Origin of the sequence: Devosia sp. RR2S18 (assembly GCF_030177755.1) — a bacterium.
Taxonomy (GTDB): domain Bacteria; phylum Pseudomonadota; class Alphaproteobacteria; order Rhizobiales; family Devosiaceae; genus Devosia; species Devosia rhizosphaerae.
In genome coordinates this window covers 2,392,086-2,412,261 of record NZ_CP126539.1, presented here as the reverse complement: position 1 = coordinate 2,412,261, position 20,176 = coordinate 2,392,086, and the positions used below count along the sequence as shown (strand labels likewise).

Below are 20,176 nucleotides of genomic sequence, written 5' to 3'. Positions count from 1 at the left end.
GGTGGGGCATGGCACAACAAGGAACACACGCGCTCAGCGACGTCCTCGATCAGCTCGAGAAATCGGCTCAGGGCGACAGCATATCCGTGGACGAGGTCGTCAAAACGCTCGGGCAGCGATCGTTTGCGTCCCTGATGCTGATCTTTTCACTGGTGTCGACCTCACCGGCCAGCGGCATTCCGGGCCTGACTACTATGGTCGGGGTAATTGTCCTCCTTCTGGTCGTGCAACTGATCTTCGGCCGGAAATGTGTCTGGTTGCCGGGCTTTATTACCAAGCGGCACATGGGTACCGACAAGGTCAGGAAGGGGATCGGCTGGCTGCGCAAGCCGGTCCATTTGGTCGAGCGACTTATCAAGCCGCGCCTGACCTGGCTTTTTCACCGACCCATACTCCTTGTGCCGCTCATTCTCGTCGCCCTGCTAACGCTTTTCATGCCTTTCATGGAAATAATTCCGACATCAGGCTCCATCGCATCTGCTGTGATCGCGCTCTTTGCCGCGAGTCTGCTGACTCGCGATGGTGCACTGATGATCCTGGCCCTAATTGTGCTGCTCGGCGTTCCTGTTGCAGTCTGGTACTTTGGCTTCAGTGGATAAGCTGTCGCTGACCGCTTTGCTTGCGCGCTGCAGGGCCTTCTGGTCCGCGGCGGAAAAATCTGGCACCCCCACTTGCAAGAACAACTAGGCCTCCCAATCTCGATGACGTGACCGGGCCCCTCTGGCGTTGGTAGCTCTGCTGCCACGCGATGTCGGATCACCTTGGCAGGGCTCGTGGGCACCTGCGTTTGGTGCCCGGCTAATCTTGGATCACCATGCGCATTCCCTCAGCTGTGCCGAGCGGCAAGTTGAGAGGAAACATCCATGGCAAACGCCAGAAATACAAATGACGACCTATTCTCCCCCGGCCGCGGATCGCGCGTTCGGCAGTCCCTGTCCCCGCGCGAGTTGCGCCATGAAGTCGAGAGCGCAGGTGCGGAGCCGATCCTGCAGGCCTTGGTAGCTGCCGCGGTAATCATCGCCCGGGCCGATGGTCGGGTCGAGCTCGTCGAGCGCCGTCGTCTGGTGGAGGCGTTCCTCGCCAACCCCCGCCTGCGCGGCTTTTCCGTAGCCGATCTGGGGCAGGAACTCGCCGGTCACCTGCGCGCCTACGACGATGATCCCGCCGAAGCGGAGGACAGAGCTCTGTCCTCTCTGGCGACGCTTCAGCTATCTGCAGCCGAGCGCCGGACGATCCATGCCACCTGCACCAACGTCGTTGCCGCGGACAGCCTTGTTCATCCCGCGGAGCTTGGCGCGTTGCACCGCGTCGAAGTGGTTCTGGGCCTTGGGGAAGGTGACCGCTGATGGAATTGCTCACCCTCATTTTTCTAGGCCAGCCAGCCTGGATGTGGCTCGGCTTTATTGGTCTGGTCATGGCGTTGCTCGCCTTTGATCTAGGCGTCCTGCACCGGGACGGCCACGAAATCAACGTGCGCGAGAGCCTCCTGCTTTCAGGGTTTTATATTGCCCTCGGTGTGACGTTCGGCGGTTTTGTCTGGTGGCAGCTTGGCCCTCAGTCTGGCGTCGAATATCTCACCGGCTTCGTGGTCGAGAAAAGCCTGGCGATGGACAATGTCTTCGTCATTGCTATGATCTTCGGCTATTTCGCCATTCCCCGTCATCTGCAGCACCGGGTGCTGTTCTGGGGTATTCTGGGCGTCATCGTCCTGCGTGCCATAATGATCGGCGTCGGCGCCACGCTCGTCTCCGAGTTCGGTTGGCTTCTCTATGTGTTTGCGGCTTTCCTGGTTTTCACCGGCATAAAAATGCTGACGGGCGGACACGGCGAGACCGACCTTGCGAACAATCCGGTGCTTAGCTTCATGCGCCGTCGGTTCCGCGTGACAGACAATCTGCATGGCGATCGGTTCTTTATCCGTCAGGCAGATCCGAAGTCGGGTAAGCTGGTGAGGTTTATGACACCGCTCTTCATGGCGCTCGTCATGATAGAGATCGCCGACGTGATCTTCGCCGTCGACTCGGTGCCGGCGATCTTCGCGATCACCACCGACCCCTACATCGTCTACACGTCCAACATCTTTGCAATCCTGGGCCTGCGGGCGCTGTACTTCGCCCTGGCTGCAATCCTGCACCGCTTTGCCTACCTCAAGCAGGCTCTGGCAGTGTTGCTGGTGTTCATCGGCTCGAAGATCTTTGTGGCCGACCTGCTCGGGTGGGAGAAATTCCCGGCCGAATGGTCCCTGGCAATCACCTTCATCATCCTGGCCACAGGCATCCTCTACTCGGTGTGGCGCACGGCGGTGCCGAAGCCGGCTGAGAGCTAACAACAAGGGCCGGGAGCTCGGTTCAGCCGATCTCCTGGCCCATAGACTTCGCTCCGCGTAGCTCAGATTGCCGGGGCAAGAGCCTCCAACGCATGCAGAAAGCCGGCACTGCCAACGAGCGCGTTGCTCTGGATAAGTCGGGCCTTGTGCTTCCACCTGCGTAGCGCTGCCCGGATCCCCAGCACTCTTTCCCCGCCGATTCTCGCCTTGAACGTGTGTCGTGCTTTGGCCCAGCGTTGCTGCGCCGACGCCAGCAGGCGGGTCTTCCAGCCCGGCGGGCCGATAAGCACCTGCGCGATCGCCCTGTCGCAGTTCCACAGCCCCTGAATAACGTGATTGTCTACCGTGGTTGAGGAATCCATCTCGGCGCACTCCCCGTCACGATAGAAGGCTTCGATGACGAGATACTCCAAGACCAGGCCAGGGCTGAACTTGCGGAAGTTCTCGTCATAGGCACATTTTGGGGTGAAAACTGTGTCGCCGGTTTGCAGATTGACGGAGATCGCGATTGGCTTGCCGTCAAGCAACAGCGAGTCCACCGAAGTGCGGGCTGCCCCTTCTTGGTGGAAAGCCCGCCGAGCGAATGCGGCATGAGCGTCGTTGGCCAGGAATGAAGTGCCGGCCCGGCCTTTCCAGCCAGCATGCTCTATGGCGAGAAAGTCCTCGATCCGCTGGACAACCATGGCAGGATCGCGCTGACGCTCGAAGGTCACCTCTCCCAGTTCCCGGAGACGGCGAAGCGAGCGCTGGATGTCCTTGGCGCGACTCTTCGAGACCACAGTTTGAAGATGAGCATCGAAGCCGCCGTCAAGGCGGGTAAGCCGCGCCCGCGCGTAGGCGGCAGAAGGGATTAGGTCCAATTGGCTGGTGGCACCTAGGCTCTGACACTCACGTATAAAGGCGCTGGAGAGACAGATATCTGGAAAGCTCCAACGGCGCGGAATTTGACGTTTCTGTAGAGCGTCCTGCCAAGCCGCCACGACGGCACGGGCATGGTCTCTGTGGATCAGCGGCTGGGTGTTAAATTGATAGACGTTGCTGGCAGCCACCGCGCGTTCGACCGGCCACCGCTTTAGTCGGAACAGGAACAGCCCTACGAGCGCCCCCTGTTCGCGCACCGTGACCGCCCGTAGATCGGCATTTGCGTCGATGGTCTGAAGCCCGGCGATTACGTAGGCGCGAGCGTAGAACGGGTTCTCGTCGATTGCATTCGCGGAAAGCTCGTCCCAGTTGGCCGCGCTCAGCTGGCATAGTTCGCTCCGATCCAGCACTTCGACAGTGTAGGAACTGGTCACGTTTGAAGCCCCTTTGATTTTGCGAAGAGCGTACCCAGCGCTGGCAACACCAGGCCCAGGCGGCGGTAGGCGAAGAGCGACAGCATCACGCCACGAACGGCAAAGCCCAGCACCACTGCTATGGCAGCTCCCACGGGTCCGATCACTGGTATCAAGACGAATGCTGCCGCCACATTGGCAACCAGGGCGATGACGAAGGCAACAGCACACAGCCGCTCCTCTCCCAGCATGTTGAGGACGTCCTCGCCCGGCCCGAGCAGGCAGGCGACCACCATCCCCAGGCAGAGTACCGGCACAAGTTCGCGGGCCTGCTCATAACCGCTCCCAAAAAGCTCCAGCAGCGGTCCTGCGAGCAGCGACAAGGCGAGTGCGGCGATGGCTGCAAGCACACTCGCCAGCAACGCCGACTTGCTAATCAGGGTCTGAAGATCGTTGCGGCGGTTGGCAGCGCCGAGGGCCGCGTATTTCTGAGCAGTGGCAGCGCTGACCCCATAGGGCACGTAGGCCAGGATCTGCGTCAAGCGGGAGGCAGCGAAATAGAACGCGACCTGTTCGGGGGGGACCAGAAGGCCCAGGATGATCACGTCGGCATTGAAGTACAGCACCTCGGCGAAGTCGACCGCAGCAAGCGGCATGGTTGTGCGTAGCCAGTCGCGCGACCGATAGCGAGGCACAGTGCCGCCAATGGCCGCCCGAAGGTGTGAACGTAACAGGGCGTACTGCGTAGCCATGCTGGCGACCAGCCCGACAATGACCAACGCCACGACGGTAAGCGATGTTGCTATCTGTCCCACCAGCAACAAACCGACGAGGCCAGCGATGATTGCCAGATGTCGCAGCAGGTAAGCCGGCCCAATCCCCAGTGTCGGTCGATCGAGGCCGCGGGCGATCGCCTCCAGGAAGTCTTGGAAGGCCAGCAGGGGGACGGCGAAGAGGGTGACGACGGCCAGCGGAACAAAATCAGGGTCGAGCGGCAGGAAGCCTGACAGCACTGCGGCGATGCCGAGGCCCGCAATGAGGCCCGAGGCAAGGAGGGTCATCAACATACAGAAGCGGAGGAGGCCTGCGGCCAAAACCAGCTGACCCGTCTCCAGATATTGGGCAAGCAGCTTATAGAGGAGTTGAGAGGTGCCGGCAGTACCGAGGTGGCCTAGCAACAGCAACCAGACGAACACGATGGCGAAGTGCCCGTACTCTTCAACGCCGATGAAGCGCGAGGCAACAACCTGAGCCAGGAGCCCCAGTCCAGCGCCAAAGATACGGATGCCCATGATGCGGATCGATTGACCAGCAAAAGGGGCGGACGCAAGGGATTGCCCGGCTGATCCGGTCTTGTTCGCCACAATGGATGGAGAGGCGCTCAATGCGCGCCGCCGTGCATGATCGTCACCGTCCCGTTCCCCCCAGGCTGGAGCGGTAAAGTACTGTCGAAACTTCGGAAAGGCACGGTCTAGTGGGCCGTATAGTTACCTTTTTACGTTCACCGCCCGATGCCAGATGAACGAACCTCTGAACGCGTTCTTGGTCCGTGAGCTTGAGCACCAACAACTTTTTGTCACGGAGCAACTTGCCCGCTTGCCAGTGGGCGGGGCGGGGGATATTCACGTCCGGCATATGGATAAGCTCGGCGGTACCCTCCCAATGATCGATTTTGAACATGCTCGTGTCAACATGGTCGAGGGCCAGGTCCGCACCAACAGCGTGACTGACCAGCGCATCATCTCGCGCATGCTTTCGCTGCCACGCGAGCGGTTCGTGCCTGAATACCGGCATGACCTGGCCTATATCGACGACATTCACTGGCTAGGAAAGCCGGGGCAGGGTCGGTTTATGTGCGCCCCCTCAACGCTGGCGCGGCTGGTGCAGCTGGCTGAGGTCACCAACAACGACAAGGCCTTGGTTATTGGCGCGGCCACTGGCTACTCCACGGCTCTTGTTGCTAACCTCGCAGAATCGGTCGTCGGTCTCGAGCTTGATCCTGACCTCGCAGCACGCGCCCAAGCGAATCTGGCCGCGTTAAATGTAGCGAACGCCCGCATCGTCGTAGGCGATGTGGATCAGCTCGCGGGTGAGAAGTTCGACGCCATTCTTGTCGAGGGTACGCTCGAAGCGCTGCCCGATAGCTTTGTTTCTCTTATCGCCGATGGTGGACGTTTGGTCACCTTGATGCGCCGCAAGGGGGCTGTGGCGAGTGCCACCGTGTTCATCCGAACCGGAGATTCGGTGGCGGGTCGTCCCGAGTTCAACGCGACGCTGCCCGCCTTCTTTGCGGCCAAGCCGCAGGAAGAGTTCGTGTTCTAGTAGCGTTTTGCCTGCTCTGTTGCCGAGCGGGCACGGTCCGTTCCGTTTCGTTTCGCTAAGTTTCGGTAAGGATTGTCGCGGCACATTGTTTTATCCCCGATGTGGCGGCTAGTGTTCTGGGGATCGGAGACGGCCCATGCGTATCATTCGTAAGATGTTGGTGAGCGCCTTTGCGCTCGGAGTTGCTATGGCTCCGACTGCACCGGTGCAGGCACAATCATTGACCCAAGCGTTGACGGCAGCCTGTTCTTTTTCGCCCGAGCTGCAATCGGCAGTGCTGCAGGCGAAAGCTTCCGCAGAAAACATTGCCCAGGCACTTTCGCAGAAGCGGCCGACGATTGGCGCCTCGGTGTCGGGCAACTACAATTGGTCGATGGTTGGTGGTCAATTCAATGACTCCCAGTCGCTAACGACCGGGCTGCAATACAACCAGACCATTTTCGACAATTTCCAGACCGACGCGCGGGTCGAGGCGGCGCGTGCCGGTGCGGAGATCGCACGGCACCAGATTCTCAATACTGCTCAGAATGTCCTGCTCTCTGTCGTGCAGGCCTACATGTCGGTTTTGAGCGATCGCCAGCTGGTGGCGTTGCGCCAGGAGAATTTGGAGTTTTTCCAGGCGCAGCTGCAGTCTGCGCAGGATCGGCTGGAAGTAGGTGAGGGCACCCGCATCGACGTGGCTCAGGCCGAAGCACGCCTTGCGCAGGGTCGTGCAGCCTATCAGGCAGCCATCAGCAGCCTTGAAGTCAGCGAGGCGACGTTCCAGCGCTATGTTGGGGCCTCGCCGGGCAGTCTCGGGGCTAGCCACAATTACGCTCGTCTCATCCCCTCGAGTATCCAGGCCGCCATTGCCCAGGCCGAGGCCAACCATCCAGCCATTCTGATCTCCAAGGCTGCCATACGCGCCGCGCAGGCCGGAAGCGATGCAGCCCAGGCGGCATTTGGTCCCACCGCATCGTTGACGGGACAGGTTGGCACGCGGTGGACGGGCCCGAGCGGCGCGCCCACGGATGGCATCAGCGGTAGCGTTGGCATTTCCATCACCATTCCCATCTATGCCGGTGGAGCTATAGGGTCAGGCGTTCGGCAGGCTAATCTCGAGCAGATCCAGTCCGAAGTCGACGCGATGTCCGCCTACGACCAGATTCGCGAGGCGGTCATTTCGGCTTGGGCCGGCATTCAGAGCGCAGATGCCCAGATTGCCGCCGCCAACTCGGCAGTTTCGGCCGGCTCGGAAGTGCTCGAAGGTGTCATTCAGGAACGTGACTTGGGCACCCGCACGACGCTGGATGTGCTCAACTCCCAGGCCGAGTTGATCAACGCCCGCGAGGCCGTCATCAACGCGTCTACCCAGAAGGTGGTCGCCACCTTCTCTCTCCTGTCGGCGACCGGCCAACTCGCCGGACAGGAACTGTGTCAGTCGCTGCGGATCGAAGAGGTGGTGGACTACACCCAGACTGTCGAGGACGTTTGGCAGGAATTGCGCACTGTCGAGGACTGATCGCACTTCAAGCGCCTATCGTTTGTGGCCGGGCTAGTCCCGGCCACAACTTTTAGTGGAAAGCGCCTTCTCGGTCGGTAGCGCGATTCCTTCTTGTTGCCTCAAAGGGTATGGTGATTGGGACGAATCGGATCGACCACCGGCGGATGGCCGCATTCCACCGATCGAGCGCTTGCGTAAGAGGCACTGATGAACAAGCCTGCCCCCAAAGAACCCTCAATGGATGAGATCCTGTCGTCCATCCGGCAGATTATAGCCGACGATGACGCTGCTGGGGTTCCGCGCCGGCCCTCCATCCAGGCCGCCCCTCCGCCAATGGAGGCCACGCCGGCTCGACCCATGAGCGGTCTCGACCGGGATCTCAGCGACATGCTCGACGACATCGAGCCCCTGGCGCTCAAGCCATCGCAGATCGTTGATGATGAACCAGAGGCGGAAGCCGAAGACGACGTCAGCGGCTTCAGCTTCGATTCGATCCTCGCCGATACAGAAGGCGAAGATGAACAGCCGGACGAGGTTGATGAGCCTGTTGAGGCGCTCTCACCTTTGGTGGAGCCAGAAGACATCGACTTTGCCACTGAAGAGGCTGAGGACGAAGACGATCTGCCAAGTTTCGAGCCGGCACCGCGACCTGAACCGGTGCAGCTGGCGCAAGTTGAGCCCGCCCCAGAGCCCAAGCCAGCACCGCAGCCCGCGCCCAAGGCTGCAGAGCCACGGCCACAAGCCACAGTGGCACAGGCCGCGCCGCTACCTGATCCTTCGCTGACCAGTGACATGGCCGACCAATTGCTGGAGCCGGCCACCCAGGCTGCTGTTCGCAGTTCCATCACGCGCCTGCAGGGTCTTGGCATTGGCAATGGTGGCGCCACCATCGAGTCGCTCATGCGCGACATGCTGCGACCCATGCTCAAGGAATGGCTCGACGAGAACCTGCCATCGGTGGTCGAGCGGATGGTGGAAAAAGAAATCGGTCGCATATCCCGCGGTATCGAATAGCCAGACGCGGCGCGCCTAGGGCGCGCCGTTTTTGTTTTCACGGGCATGCGCATAGGCGCAGTTGACCCTGCGCCGCTGTTTTGCTTCAAGTCAGCCAACCTTTCCTCCCGGCCTGCCGGCGCTTCGCCAGCGGGCCTCCGCTGTTGCGAGTGACTCCATGCTTGAAAAGACCTACGAGCCCGGCGCCGTTGAAGGCCGCATCTTCGCCGATTGGCAAAAGGCCGACGCGTTTGCTGCCGGCGCGGGGGCTGAGCCAGGGGCTGAGCCATTCACCATCGTCATTCCGCCGCCCAACGTCACGGGCTCCCTGCACATAGGGCACGCGCTTAACAATACCATTCAAGACATCCTCGTTCGCTTCAACCGCATGCTGAAGAAGGATGTGCTCTGGCAGCCGGGCATGGACCATGCTGGCATTGCCACGCAGATGATCGTCGAGCGCCGGTTGATGGAGCAGCAGCAGCCGTCTCGCCGGGATCTCGGCCGGGAGGAGTTCGTCCGCCGGGTCTGGGAGTGGAAAGACGAGAGCGGCGGCACGATCATGAACCAGCTCAAGCGGCTGGGTGCCTCCGCTGATTTCTCGCGCGAACGCTTCACCATGGGTGACCATGGCGACGCCGATGACCAGATGGTTCGTGCGGTCACCAAGGTTTTCGTTGAGCTACACAAGCGCGGTTTAATCTATCGCGCCAAACGCCTCGTGAACTGGCACCCCGGCCTGGAAACCGCAATTTCCGACCTCGAGGTCGAGAACATCGAGGTCAAGGGTCATATGTGGCACCTGCGCTACCCGCTAGCCGATGGCGTCACCTACCAGTTCCCGATTGCACACGACGAAGATGGAAAGCCCACCGAGTGGGAAACGCGCGACTACATCATTGTAGCGACCACGCGCCCCGAAACGATGCTCGGCGACTCCGGCGTGGCCGTGCATCCGGAAGACGAACGCTACAAGGATCTTGTCGGTAAGTTCGTGGAACTGCCGCTGGTTGGCCGTCGCATTCCAATCGTGGCCGACGAATATGCCGATCCAGCCCTCGGCACCGGCGCTGTGAAGATCACGCCCGCGCATGATTTCAACGACTTCGAGGTGGGTGTTCGCAACAAGCTCGAACAGATCAATGTTCTCACCACCAGGGGCGAGATCATCGATGCAGACTTCGTGCCTGCCCCCTATCGGGGTTTGGACCGCTTCGCGGCGCGCAAGGCCATCATTGCCGACCTCACGGCACTGGCCGAGGACAACCCTGCGCGCGGACTCGACCATATCGAAGACAAGAAGATCATGGTCCCCCACGATGAAAAGTCCAAGCTCGTTGTTATCGAGCCCTTCTTGACGGACCAGTGGTGGGTGAGGGCCGACGTGCTGGCTCAGCCAGCCCTGGCTGCCGTGCGGGAGGGTCGCACGAAGTTCGTGCCGCAACAGTACGAGAACACCTATTTTGCGTGGCTCGAGAACATCAAGCCTTGGTGTATTTCCCGCCAGCTCTGGTGGGGCCACCGCATTCCGGCTTGGTATGGTCCGGACAACGAAGCTTTCGTCGCCGCCAATGAAGCCGAGGCGCAGGCGCTCGCCGACGCGCACTATGGCGAGACAGTGGAATTGAAGCGCGACGAGGATGTGCTCGACACATGGTTTTCCTCGGCGCTCTGGCCGTTCTCCACCTTGGGTTGGCCGGATAAAGCCGCCGAGCTCCAGCGCTATTATCCAACCAGCGTTCTGGTGACAGGCTTCGACATCATCTTCTTCTGGGTTGCCCGCATGATGATGATGGGCCTTGAGTTCCTCGAAGAGGAGCCGTTCCACACCGTCTACATGCATGCCCTGGTCCGCGACGAAAAGGGCCAGAAGATGAGCAAGACCAAGGGCAACGTCATCGACCCGCTCCAGCTCATCGATCAGTACGGCGCTGACGCGACACGCTTCACCCTCGCTGCCATGGCGGCGCAGGGCCGCGATATCCGTCTCTCCATCAACCGTGTTGAGGGTTACCGGAACTTCGTCACCAAGCTCTGGAACGCGGCGCGGTTCCTCGAAATGAATGAGTGTCGTCGGGTCGAAGGTTTCGACCCAAAGAACAACAAGCTGCCGCTCAATCGCTGGATCGTCGGCGCGACGGCGCGCGGCGCCGCAGCGGTGACGCGGGGGATCGAGGACTACAAGTTCAACGAAGCCGCCAACGCCGCCTATGACTTCGTCTGGGGCACGTTCTGCGACTGGTATGTGGAATTCGCCAAGCCCGTCTTTATGGGCGAGGATGAGGTCGCCAAGGCCGAAACCCGCGCCACCGCGGCTTGGGCACTCGACCAGATCCTGGCCATTCTCCACCCCTTCATGCCCTTCGTCACCGAAGAGCTGTGGGCGGAAACGGGTAAGTTCGGGCCTGCCCGCAACAGCATGTTGATCCTGGCTGAATGGCCAAAGCTCGACGGGCTCGAGGATGCGGAGGCGGATGCCGAACTCAACTGGCTGATCGAGGTGATCACCAGCGTCCGCTCCATTCGCGCGGAGATGAATGTTCCCGCCAGCGCCAAGCTGCCTCTGGTCGTCGTTGGCGCGCAAGAACGCACCCTAGCACGTCTGGTGGCAGGGACCTCGCTCATCACGCGCCTGGCCCGGCTCGACAGCATCACGCCGGGCAAGGACATCCCCGGCGAGTCGGCGCAGTTCGTGGTCGGCGAAGCGACTTGGGCCCTGCCGCTTGCCGACTTTATCGACATTCCAACAGAGCGCGCCCGTCTTGAAAAGGAAGTTGGCAAGCTCGACGCTGAAGTCGGCCAGATCGACAAGAAGCTCGGCAACGAGCAGTTCGTCGCCAAGGCGCCAGAAGAGGTGATCGAGGAGCAGAAGACCCGGCGCGAGGCCGCTCTTGAACGCCGCACGCGCATCGCGGAGGCCTTGGAGCGGCTCCGCTAGAGCGGCTGTTCCGCCTCTATGTGCTGATTCAGCAACAGCGTTCGCGATTCACTTTGCGAACGCCCGCCGGAAACATTTTGGCGATGTTTCCCGCCACAATCTGCGCCTAAACGGATCGGCATAGGCATCGGGGCGGATGACCTGTGTGGGTGGGCGAGATTGCGCCCGCCTACGCTTTATTCCCCCCAGTGCCGCTCGTAACCGCCTTCCTTGGTGAAGGGCGGTCATCGGCGTGGAGGTGAACTGAAGATGGCTCGGACGATGCAGGCACTACCAGCACGCACGAGTACACGTGGCGGTCTGATTTGGAGCAGAATTGATCTCGCTTCCGCTCAAATGCCGACACAAACAAAGTTTACCCAAGTGTTAACGCAGTCTTTCTCCGCCGCGTCACGCGAGCGAGACTGTTTCAATGATCCTGCTTCTGCTTCCGGCCAGTTCGTGCCGAGGTGCGGCGGTGGGTTGACGTTAGCCCGCATTTGCACGGGCAAAAGGAGTATCATGCGGTCAGTTGGGGACCATTCCCTGATTTCCGTGGCTATGGCAGCCATGTTCGCGTTTGCCGCGACAGCGCTGCCGGTTCACGCCCAAACTGCAGCCGACGCGGCCCTTGGCATGGCTAATATGCTGGATGGGGCAGGGGGCGGCGTATCGGGTGACGATCTGCTGGCGGCGCTTGAAGGTGCTGCCGCCGCAGGACAGCCCATGGCCATGTACCAGCTGGGCACCATGTACGAGAATGGCGAAGGCGTGGCCAAGGATCCGGTCCGGGCGTTCGGCTACTTCTCGCAGATTGCCAACCTCCACGCCGATGCGGCACCCAAGGGGCTTGAGTCCGATATCGTCGCGCAGTCCTTCGTCAAGATGGGCGACTACTACCGCAAGGGTTTGCCCGATGCGGGCATCCCCGCTGACGCGGAACGCTCGCACGCTCTGCTGCTGCACGCCGCCACTTATTTCGGTGATGCCGATGCGCAGTATCGGGTTGGGCTACTTTATGCCGAAGAGGGCGAATTGGGCGTCAGCCCGCTGCAGAGCGCTCGCTGGTTCTCACTTGCCGCCCGCAAGGGTCATTGCCTTGCTCAAGCGCGCCTTGGCGACATGTTGTTCAACGGAGTTCCCGGTTTCGAAGCACAGCCGGTCGAAGGCTTGATGTGGCTGACTCTGGGCCAGCAGCGCTGCATCGGCACGGCCGACGCGGCCTACGTTAGTGACCTGCTCAATCAGGCCATGTCCATCGCAACCCCCGAGCAGCGGCTCGAGGCAAGCAGCCTGGCCACGAGTGTAGCACCGCAGTTCGCGTCCTTCTAGAACGTGAACTGCCCCTCCACGGGGACGTGGTCGCTGGGCTTCTCCCAGCCCCGCACGTCCTTGTGGACCACAACGCTCTCCAGCCGGTCTGCGGCCTGCGGCGATAACATCAGGTGGTCGATGCGGATCCCCAGATTGCGTCGCCATGCACCGGCCTGGAAATCCCAAAACGTATAGGCCACCTCCGATGTGGTGGCGCGCAGGGCGTCGGTCATGCCCAGGTTCACCAGCTTGCGAAACCGCTCCATGCTCTCGGGACGATAGAGCGCATCGCCCCACCACCCCTCGGGGTTGTGGGCATCGAGAGGTGCCGGAATGAGGTTGAAATCTCCCAGCAGCACGAAGGGCTCCTCAAAGGTAAGCCGCGTCTCGACATAGTCGAGCAGTCGGTCCATCCAGGCCAGCTTGTACGGAAATTTCTCGCTGTCGACCGGATTGCCATTCGGCAGGTAGATGTTGCAAACGCGGATCGCGCCGGCCTCTACTGAAAACACCGCTTCAATTAGTCGAGCCTGTTCGTCGCTATCGTCGCCAGGCAGGCCACGATTGACCTCGTCGAACGGCACCAAAGACAGAATGGCAACGCCGTTCCAGCTCTTTTGGCCATGCGTCTCGACATTGTAACCCAGCGCCTCGATCTCGGCGCGCGGGAAGCCCTCGTCGACCGTCTTGATCTCCTGAAGACAAACGATGTCGGGCTTTTCCTCCTCGAGCCAGCGCAACAGCAGTTCCAGCCGGGCCTTGATGCCATTGATGTTCCAGGTGGCGATGCGCAGGCCCATGGCGTATTCCTCAGACGAGATCGGTGTAAACGGCGCGGCGCAGGGCGCGCGGATAATCCAGTTCGCCACCATAGAATGCGGTGTTGCTCAGCGAAACCATGGAGATCCGATTGGTCGGGTCAATGGACCAGACGTGGCCGTAGATCCCACCCCAATTGTTGGTGCCCGCGGCCCAGGGGTGCCCCGCTTTCTCCGGGTCGACTGTATAGCTGCCCAGGAAGCTGAAAGCCTGCCCAGGCTCGCGCTCATAGCCCATCTGGTTACGGAGGGCGTTAGCGGCGGTTGCCGGGGCGAGAACGGGTCCACCTCCATGAAGCATCGCTTCGAGAAAGCGGAGGAAGTCCGCCGCGGTAGTAGCCATGCCCGCTCCGCCAGACTGAAAAGCTGTCGAATTGAAAATCCGACTGGGCGAAAAACTGGTGACGCCACCCCAAGGATTGTTGGCAGCGTGTGGATCCCTCATGCGAGCCGGCTCATCTTCACCGTCAGCATAAGGTGTCGCCAGGCGAGAGGACTCGGAAAGGCTGAAGACTGTATCGGGCATCGCCAGCGGACCGGTGACATAATGAGCCACGGCGTCGCTCAACTGCCCACCATTGACCGCTGCCACAACGCCGCCAAGAACGTCGATTGCCACGGAATATTGCCACGAGGTTCCCGGCGGATAAGCCAGTGGCTGCTCGGCTATCAGGCGCAGCACCTCGTCCAGTGCCATATCCGAATTCGTCAAACCGCCGCTGATGCGGGGATCGCGTGAATAGTCATAGGTGAGCCCGGCGGTATGGGTCAGAAGATGATGAAGCGTGATGACCGGCTCGGTGCCATCAGCCATCCTGGGTCGGAAATACGGCAGGTAGCGCCGCACCGGTTCATCGATGCGCAAGAGCCCGTGATCTGCCATGGCCAGAATAGTGGCGGCCACGATGGGCTTGGTTAGGGATGCCGCACGGAAAACCGTGTCGAGCTCTACCGGCTTCTGCGCCTCGCGGTCGGCCAATCCCGCTTTGCGGGCGTAGATGGTCTCACCATCTTTCGCCACCATCACCACCGTTCCCACAAGCTTGCCGCTCGCAATGGCTTCGTCAATGGTGCTGTCGGTCGCCTGCATGTTGGCCATGGTCAAATCCCCCAGCTTCCCTTGTGCCGGGTTGCAGCCGATTCAACAATGCAAAATGGCTTAGACGGCGAAGCTGGTTCCGCAGCCGCATGAAGCGACCGCGTTCGGATTCCTGATCTGGAAAGATTGCCCGATCAAGTCATCGACGAAGTCGATCTCCGCGCCTCCCATGAACTCAAGGCTCATAGAATCGATCAGCACGACGGCATCGCCTTTTTGCAGCACGATGTCGTCTTCACCAGGTGTTTCCTGTACGAGATTGTATTCGTACTGAAACCCCGAGCAACCGCCGCCTGCCACCGATACGCGAAGCACCGTACCTGCAGGTTCCTTCGACAGAATTCTTGAAACGCGCTTGGCAGCGCGATCGGTCAGCACGACGTCAGGAGAGGCGAGGGCGGTTTCGGTCATCTTAGTCCAGCCGTAATGACATAACGGTCAGCTAAAATAGGAACGAATGGCGACTAATGGAAGGGCCTATGACATCACCGACGAGCGACCTCGCTCCCTATGCCAGCCGGCCCGAGGAAACGCTGGGGCGGCTCTATTCCACCGGACCCAGTCCCACCCGTTCCGAATTCCAGCGGGACCGCGACCGCATCATTCATTCCACGGCCTTTCGGCGGCTACAGCACAAGACGCAGGTGTTCCTCCACCATGAGGGGCGCCACTTCCGCAATCGGCTGACCCACACGTTGGAGGTGAGCCAGATGGCGCGGTCCATGGCGCGCGCCCTTCGGCTCAACGAAGACCTCGCCGAAGCGGTGGCGCTTTCTCATGACCTTGGCCACACCCCGTTTGGACACGCCGGTGAGCGGGCTCTGCATGCGGCCATGTCCCCCTTTGGCGGGTTTGACCATAACATGCAGGCCATCCGGATCGTTACTCGGCTGGAGAACCGCTACGCCGAGCACGACGGCCTCAATCTCACCTGGGAAACGCTGGAGGGCATCCTCAAGCACAACGGCCCCCTGACCGGCGACGGCGCCGCCGTTGAAGCGCTTGACCAAATCCCCGCCGTTGCCGGCTTGCGACCAGAGACCCATGCCTCGCTGGAAGCGCAAATCGCTGCCATCGCCGATGACGTGGCTTACAACGCGCACGACATTGATGATGCCCTGCGTGCAGGGCTGATTGTCTTGGATGACCTCCGCGAGGTACCGCTGGTCGGCCCGATCGTGCAGGAGGTCCTCACCCGCTACCCCGCCATCGCGCCCAAGCGCCAGGCCCATGAAGTTCAGCGGCGTTTGATCACGCGGTCGATCGAAGACGTGATCCGTACCACTTCGGACAACCTCGAGGGCGCCGGCGTCGAAAGCCCCGAAGAAGTGCGGAGAGCAGGGCGCACCCTGGTCGCGTTTTCAGCAGATACCGCACGAGCCGAGCGAGGGCTCAAGCGCTTTCTCTTCGAGCGTGTTTACCGTCACCCCAGCGTCATGGCCCCGGTGCATCAGAGTGAGCGAGTAGTTTCCGATCTCTTCGCGCGCTATTTGCGCACCTCGGACATGCCGGGGCGCTGGGGCGCATCCGCGACGGCAGCACCATCGGAGGCTGCACGTGCGGAGGTGATTGGCGATTTCATCGCCGGCATGACCGACCCCTACGCCCTCGACGAGTATGCGCGGTTGTTTGACGCTCGACCGGAATTCCGTTAACCCCGGCGCCACTTCAATTCTCAGGTCAGTCATGGACGTTTTCGCCCTTTTTGCCGCGCGCATTTCTACTGCCATGCAGGCTCTTTACCCCGAGATCAGCGCGGATCTGCTCGCGCGTATCGTTGTTGAGCCCCCACGTGATCCCGCGCATGGCGACTTGTCGACGAATGCCGCAATGGTGACTGCCAAGCCGCTCGGCAAAAATCCGCGCGAGGTGGCCAGCGCACTGGCCGAGCAGTTCAAGTCCGATGCCGATGTGATCGGCGTCGAGGTTGCCGGACCGGGCTTCATCAATTTCCGCCTGTCTGCGCCTGTCTGGCATCAGGTGTTGCGCTCCATTGCCGAACTCGGCGACGATTTCGGCCGCTCGACGCTCGGCCAGGGTCAGCGGGTGAACGTGGAGTATGTCTCTGCCAATCCCACCGGACCCATGCATGTCGGCCACACGCGCGGTGCAGTGTTTGGCGACACCTTGGCCTCGCTGATGGCGTGGTCGGGCTATGATGTCACCCGCGAGTACTACATCAACGACACTGGCGGGCAGACCATCATTCTGGGCCGCTCCGCCATGTTGCGCTATCGCGAAGCGCTCGGCGAGACGATCGAGATCCCACCGGGCTTCTATCCCGGTGAATATCTGATCCCGGCGGGCCAGGCCCTTGCGGCCGAGCACGGCCGTAGCCTCTTGGACCTGCCCGAAGAAGAGGCGGTGCTGATTGCGCGTGAGGCTGCACTGGCCGCAATGATGGAGCTGATCAAGGCCGATTTGGCTCAGCTCAACATTCACCACGACGTGTTCTTTTCCGAGCGTACCTTGCACGGGCAGGGCGGGGATATCGAATCCACGCTGGCCTGGCTGCGGGAGGAAGGCATGGTCTATCAAGGCCGGCTGGAGGCGCCCAAGGGCAAGACTCCCGAAGAGTGGGAGGACCGCGAGCAAACCTTGTTTCGGGCCACCGATTACGGCGACGACACGGATCGGGCGCTGATCAAGTCTGACGGCGCTTACACCTATTTCGCGGCTGACATCGCCTATCACCGCAACAAATATCTGCGCGGCTTCAACCACATGATCAACGTGCTCGGCGCAGACCATTCCGGCTACGTCAAGCGCCTGCAGGCCGCCGTCAAGGCCGTCTCCCATGGCGAAGCCGACATGGATGTGCGTATCTGCCAACTCGTCCGGCTGCTCAAGAACGGCGAGCCGTTCAAGATGAGCAAGCGCTCGGGCGATCTCATCACCCTGGCTGATCTGGTGGATGAAGTCGGTCCTGACGCCACCCGGTTCATGTTGTTGTTCCGGCGTAATGACGCGGCGATGGACTTCGACTTTGCCTTGGTCAAGGAACAGACCAAGGACAATCCTGTCTTCTACGTCCAGTACGCTCACGCCCGCGCCTATTCCGTCTTCAAGGTCGCGGCGCGTGATCTTCCCGGCCTCGACACCTCGAAGGCTGCACTCGCTCGCGCCGAGATCGACCGGATCGCTACCCAGGCGGAGCTAGACCTTGTGCGGGTGCTTTCGGCTTGGCCGCGGACCGTGGCGGCGGCTGCCGTCGCCCATGAGCCGCACCGCATCGCCTTCTACCTGCATGAGCTCGCAGCGGCGTTCCATGGCTTCTGGGCGAAAGGCAAGGAAGACCCTTCGTTACGGTTTGTTAATGCTGAAGACCCAAAGCTGACCTTGGCTCGACTCGCCCTTGTCGATGCCGTGCGCCAGGTTCTCGTCAATGGCCTCGGGATCTTGGGCGTGTCAGCACCCGAAGAGCTTTCATAATTCGGGCGCAATACTATGTTGACTCGCGGCAAAACGCCCCAGCTTGGGCGCCGTGGAATTGAGAGGGCGCTGCTAGATGACAGCGAAACCGCAGCCGATGGCCGGACAACCCGACCCCGCAGATGACCTGATTGCCGAACTTGCAAGGCTCATGGCCCAGGATGCTGAGAGCGAGCGTCCGGCCGCTCCCCCGCCGCCAGCCCGTCCGGCGCCGGTTCGTATCCCCGGTGGCGAGCCCTCGGCTCCGTCACAGCGGCCCCAGAGCGCTCCTGGAACGGGTGGGGGCTCCGAGCCGTTCCGTTTCGATCTCGGCATTTCCGCTCCGCAGCCAAAGCCGGCCGCACCGGTGGAGCCATCGCCGCAGCGCGAGCCTCTGACTTCAGTGCCGCAGCAGCAAGCCCGCGACTCCATCGCCGACTTGATCGCCGCAGAAATGGCGGAGCCCATAAGTGAGGCTCCGTCACCGCAGCCCCAGCCTGCTCCTCCTCGTGCACCAACGCCGGCCATGCCCATAGAAGCTCGCCAGCCGCAGCCGCGGCCGGTTGAGACCGCGCCCTCTGCATGGCAAGAGCCGACCTCGCGTCCTGAACTAGACCAATTCCGCGTCGCTCCAGTCTTCGGGTTGACCTCGGCACAACCTGTCGAACCGACCGTCTCGGTCGCCGTTCCTGTTGTGGCCCAAGCACCGGCTGCTCCGGCACCGGTCCAAGCAGTTCCGACGCATTCGCCTGCACCCACTCAGCAGCGCCCGCAGGTCGAAGCAGACGTAGACCCGATCAGCGAGATCGAGAGCCTAATCGGCAGCGCTGTGCGGATCGACCTCAATTCACCACCGAAATCGCCGGAAGTGCAGCCAGACGGTGGCGCCCCCCAGGTGCAGTCCGTTCCCACTTCTGCTGCAAAACCGGTAGCAAGTCCTGCGCTGCGGAGCCTCGCAACGCCTACCCTTCCGCGCGAGCCGCAACCCGAAGACCGGCGCGTCACCAGCGCAGACGAAGCCATCCTGGCGGCCGCCGAGGCCACTGGTGCCGAGATCGGCTGGGTAGACGCGCCAGAAGAACCCGTCGCCGCTCCCCCGCGCGGTCCCAGGCTTCGCCGCCCCCGCATGCCCCGTTCCTTCGGGTTTAGCCGCGCCGTGGCTGGCCCGCTTGTCGCAGTTTCCCTCCTCGTCGTCGCCGGCGGCGGCCTTTACTGGGTCCTCGGAACCGGCGGCGATGCCGGTCCAGTTCCCCTGCTGACCGCCGATGCGTCGCCCGTCAAGGAAATGCCTGCTGTCGAGACTGCATCCGCCGCCACGCCGCAGTCGGTCGTCTTCAACGAGATTGAAGGCGTGCCGCCGAGCGCTGACGAGCAACTGGTCTCCCGTGATCAAGCCGATGTGGACGAAGTCACCCAGGTCGCCACACCAGACGTGAGTGCCGAAGGCTTGGCCAATCGCAAGGTTCGCACGGTCACCGTTCGTCCCGATGGTACCATTGTGAGCGGTGATGAGAGCCTCGCGGGTAGCACGATGCTACCCGTAGACCGCCCTAACGTGCCGGAAGTCCCTGGTGCGCAGATGGCGAGCCCCGCCTTGCTGGCGAGCACGGAAACCGCCACAGGCACGCTCACCTCGACTGGCGAAACGGCGCCGGTTGACGCGCTAACTGCTGAGACCCCTGTGCCGGAAGAAGCCGTCGCCGTAGCGCCCGTGGAGCCAGGCACCATCGTTCCTGCCGTGGATCCTAGCGGCAATCCGATTGCTGGCCGAACTGCACCAGTGCCAGTAACGCGGCCCACAAACCTGGCCCAAGTAGCCACGCCGAGCCCTTTCACCCCGCCAGCGCCCACGTCCCCGGTGAACGCGGTGATTGACCCGCTTCCTGACACCGCTAGCGTCGCACCGCAGCAGCCGGCGTCCGGCGATACCGCCCCCGCCTATGTGCAACTGGCATCTCAGCGTACCGAACAGGACGCGCTCGCGACGGCAAACCAGCTGGTCTCCCGGTTTGGCCCCATCTTCAATGGCGCCAATATGGAAATCCAGCGAGCCGACCTGGGCACTCGCGGCATCTACTACCGCGTTCGGGTTCCGGCCAGCTCGATGCAGCAAGCCGCCGAGATGTGCAACAATGTAAAAGCTCAAGGCGGCGACTGCGTCGCTATGTAGCCCAAACAGAGTGATGCTTGACCTTAAGCACGGGTGAGACCAAGGATAC

Annotated in this window: 16 protein-coding genes; 11 read left to right on the top strand and 5 right to left on the bottom strand. The window is 61.6% G+C overall.

Translation table 11 applies throughout. The annotated features are described in order from the left end of the window. Positions 1-8 precede the first annotated feature (8 nt). The 3 genes from QOV41_RS11900 (at position 9) to QOV41_RS11890 (ending at position 2,326) form a co-directional block, all read left to right on the top strand. Complete coding sequence (locus QOV41_RS11900; RefSeq protein ID WP_284576824.1) at positions 9-599, top strand: exopolysaccharide biosynthesis protein; 591 nt, start codon at positions 9-11, stop codon at positions 597-599. 264 nt (positions 600-863) lie between these two features. Next, the gene (locus QOV41_RS11895) at positions 864-1,346 is read left to right on the top strand and encodes a TerB family tellurite resistance protein (RefSeq protein ID WP_284576823.1); all 483 of its coding nucleotides are present in this window, start codon (positions 864-866) and stop codon (positions 1,344-1,346) included. Beyond that, on the top strand, positions 1,346-2,326 hold the full coding sequence (locus QOV41_RS11890; RefSeq protein ID WP_284576822.1) for a TerC family protein: 981 nt from the start codon (positions 1,346-1,348) through the stop codon (positions 2,324-2,326). The genes QOV41_RS11895 and QOV41_RS11890 overlap by 1 nt, the downstream gene beginning before the upstream one ends. 62 nt (positions 2,327-2,388) lie before the next feature. Here QOV41_RS11890 and QOV41_RS11885 read toward each other — a convergent pair whose 3' ends face one another. Together QOV41_RS11885 and QOV41_RS11880 are read right to left on the bottom strand one after the other, a co-directional pair. Then, positions 2,389-3,621, bottom strand: a complete 1,233-nt coding sequence (locus QOV41_RS11885) for a GNAT family N-acetyltransferase (RefSeq protein ID WP_284576821.1) — start codon at positions 3,619-3,621, stop codon at positions 2,389-2,391. Next, complete coding sequence (locus QOV41_RS11880; protein WP_284576820.1) at positions 3,618-4,892, bottom strand: lipopolysaccharide biosynthesis protein; 1,275 nt, start codon at positions 4,890-4,892, stop codon at positions 3,618-3,620. Before QOV41_RS11880 ends, QOV41_RS11885 begins: the two co-directional genes overlap by 4 nt. Before the next feature lie 226 nt (positions 4,893-5,118). Here QOV41_RS11880 and QOV41_RS11875 point away from each other — a divergent pair, with 226 nt between their 5' ends. The 5 genes from QOV41_RS11875 to QOV41_RS11855 all read left to right on the top strand — a co-directional run bounded on the left by QOV41_RS11875 (position 5,119) and on the right by QOV41_RS11855 (position 12,647). After that, the gene (locus tag QOV41_RS11875; protein WP_284576819.1) at positions 5,119-5,922 is read left to right on the top strand and encodes a protein-L-isoaspartate O-methyltransferase family protein; all 804 of its coding nucleotides are present in this window, start codon (positions 5,119-5,121) and stop codon (positions 5,920-5,922) included. 136 nt (positions 5,923-6,058) lie between these two features. Continuing rightward, positions 6,059-7,423, top strand: coding sequence for a TolC family outer membrane protein (locus QOV41_RS11870; protein WP_284576818.1), 1,365 nt, complete (start codon positions 6,059-6,061; stop codon positions 7,421-7,423). A 189-nt stretch (positions 7,424-7,612) separates the two neighbouring features. Continuing rightward, the gene (locus QOV41_RS11865) at positions 7,613-8,419 is read left to right on the top strand and encodes a PopZ family protein (protein WP_284576817.1); all 807 of its coding nucleotides are present in this window, start codon (positions 7,613-7,615) and stop codon (positions 8,417-8,419) included. Between the two features lie 157 nt (positions 8,420-8,576). Then, on the top strand, positions 8,577-11,336 hold the full coding sequence (locus QOV41_RS11860; RefSeq protein WP_284576816.1) for a valine--tRNA ligase: 2,760 nt from the start codon (positions 8,577-8,579) through the stop codon (positions 11,334-11,336). 501 nt (positions 11,337-11,837) lie between these two features. Further along, on the top strand, positions 11,838-12,647 hold the full coding sequence (locus tag QOV41_RS11855) for a tetratricopeptide repeat protein (protein WP_284576815.1): 810 nt from the start codon (positions 11,838-11,840) through the stop codon (positions 12,645-12,647). Here QOV41_RS11855 and xth read toward each other — a convergent pair. The 3 genes from xth to QOV41_RS11840 are packed head-to-tail and all read right to left on the bottom strand — an operon-like array spanning position 12,644 to position 14,957. Then, positions 12,644-13,423, bottom strand: coding sequence for an exodeoxyribonuclease III (xth, locus tag QOV41_RS11850; RefSeq protein ID WP_284581301.1), 780 nt, complete (start codon positions 13,421-13,423; stop codon positions 12,644-12,646). The genes QOV41_RS11855 and xth overlap by 4 nt on opposite strands. A 16-nt stretch (positions 13,424-13,439) precedes the next feature. After that, on the bottom strand, positions 13,440-14,546 hold the full coding sequence (locus QOV41_RS11845; protein WP_284576814.1) for a serine hydrolase domain-containing protein: 1,107 nt from the start codon (positions 14,544-14,546) through the stop codon (positions 13,440-13,442). 60 nt (positions 14,547-14,606) lie between these two features. After that, entirely contained in the window at positions 14,607-14,957 is a 351-nt protein-coding gene (locus QOV41_RS11840; RefSeq protein ID WP_284576813.1) for a HesB/IscA family protein, read from the bottom strand. Positions 14,958-15,025: 68 nt separating this feature from the next. Here QOV41_RS11840 and QOV41_RS11835 point away from each other — a divergent pair, with 68 nt between their 5' ends. The 3 genes from QOV41_RS11835 (at position 15,026) to QOV41_RS11825 (ending at position 20,127) form a co-directional block, all read left to right on the top strand. Further along, positions 15,026-16,201 carry a deoxyguanosinetriphosphate triphosphohydrolase gene (locus QOV41_RS11835; RefSeq protein WP_284576812.1) on the top strand — a complete coding sequence of 392 codons (1,176 nt, stop codon included), beginning with the start codon at positions 15,026-15,028 and terminating at the stop codon, positions 16,199-16,201. A 31-nt stretch (positions 16,202-16,232) separates the two neighbouring features. Next, positions 16,233-17,978 carry an arginine--tRNA ligase gene (argS, locus tag QOV41_RS11830; protein WP_284576811.1) on the top strand — a complete coding sequence of 582 codons (1,746 nt, stop codon included), beginning with the start codon at positions 16,233-16,235 and terminating at the stop codon, positions 17,976-17,978. A 76-nt stretch (positions 17,979-18,054) separates the two neighbouring features. After that, a complete protein-coding gene (locus QOV41_RS11825; RefSeq protein WP_284576809.1) occupies positions 18,055-20,127 on the top strand; it encodes an SPOR domain-containing protein in 2,073 nt (690 codons plus the stop codon). Positions 20,128-20,176 lie beyond the last annotated feature (49 nt).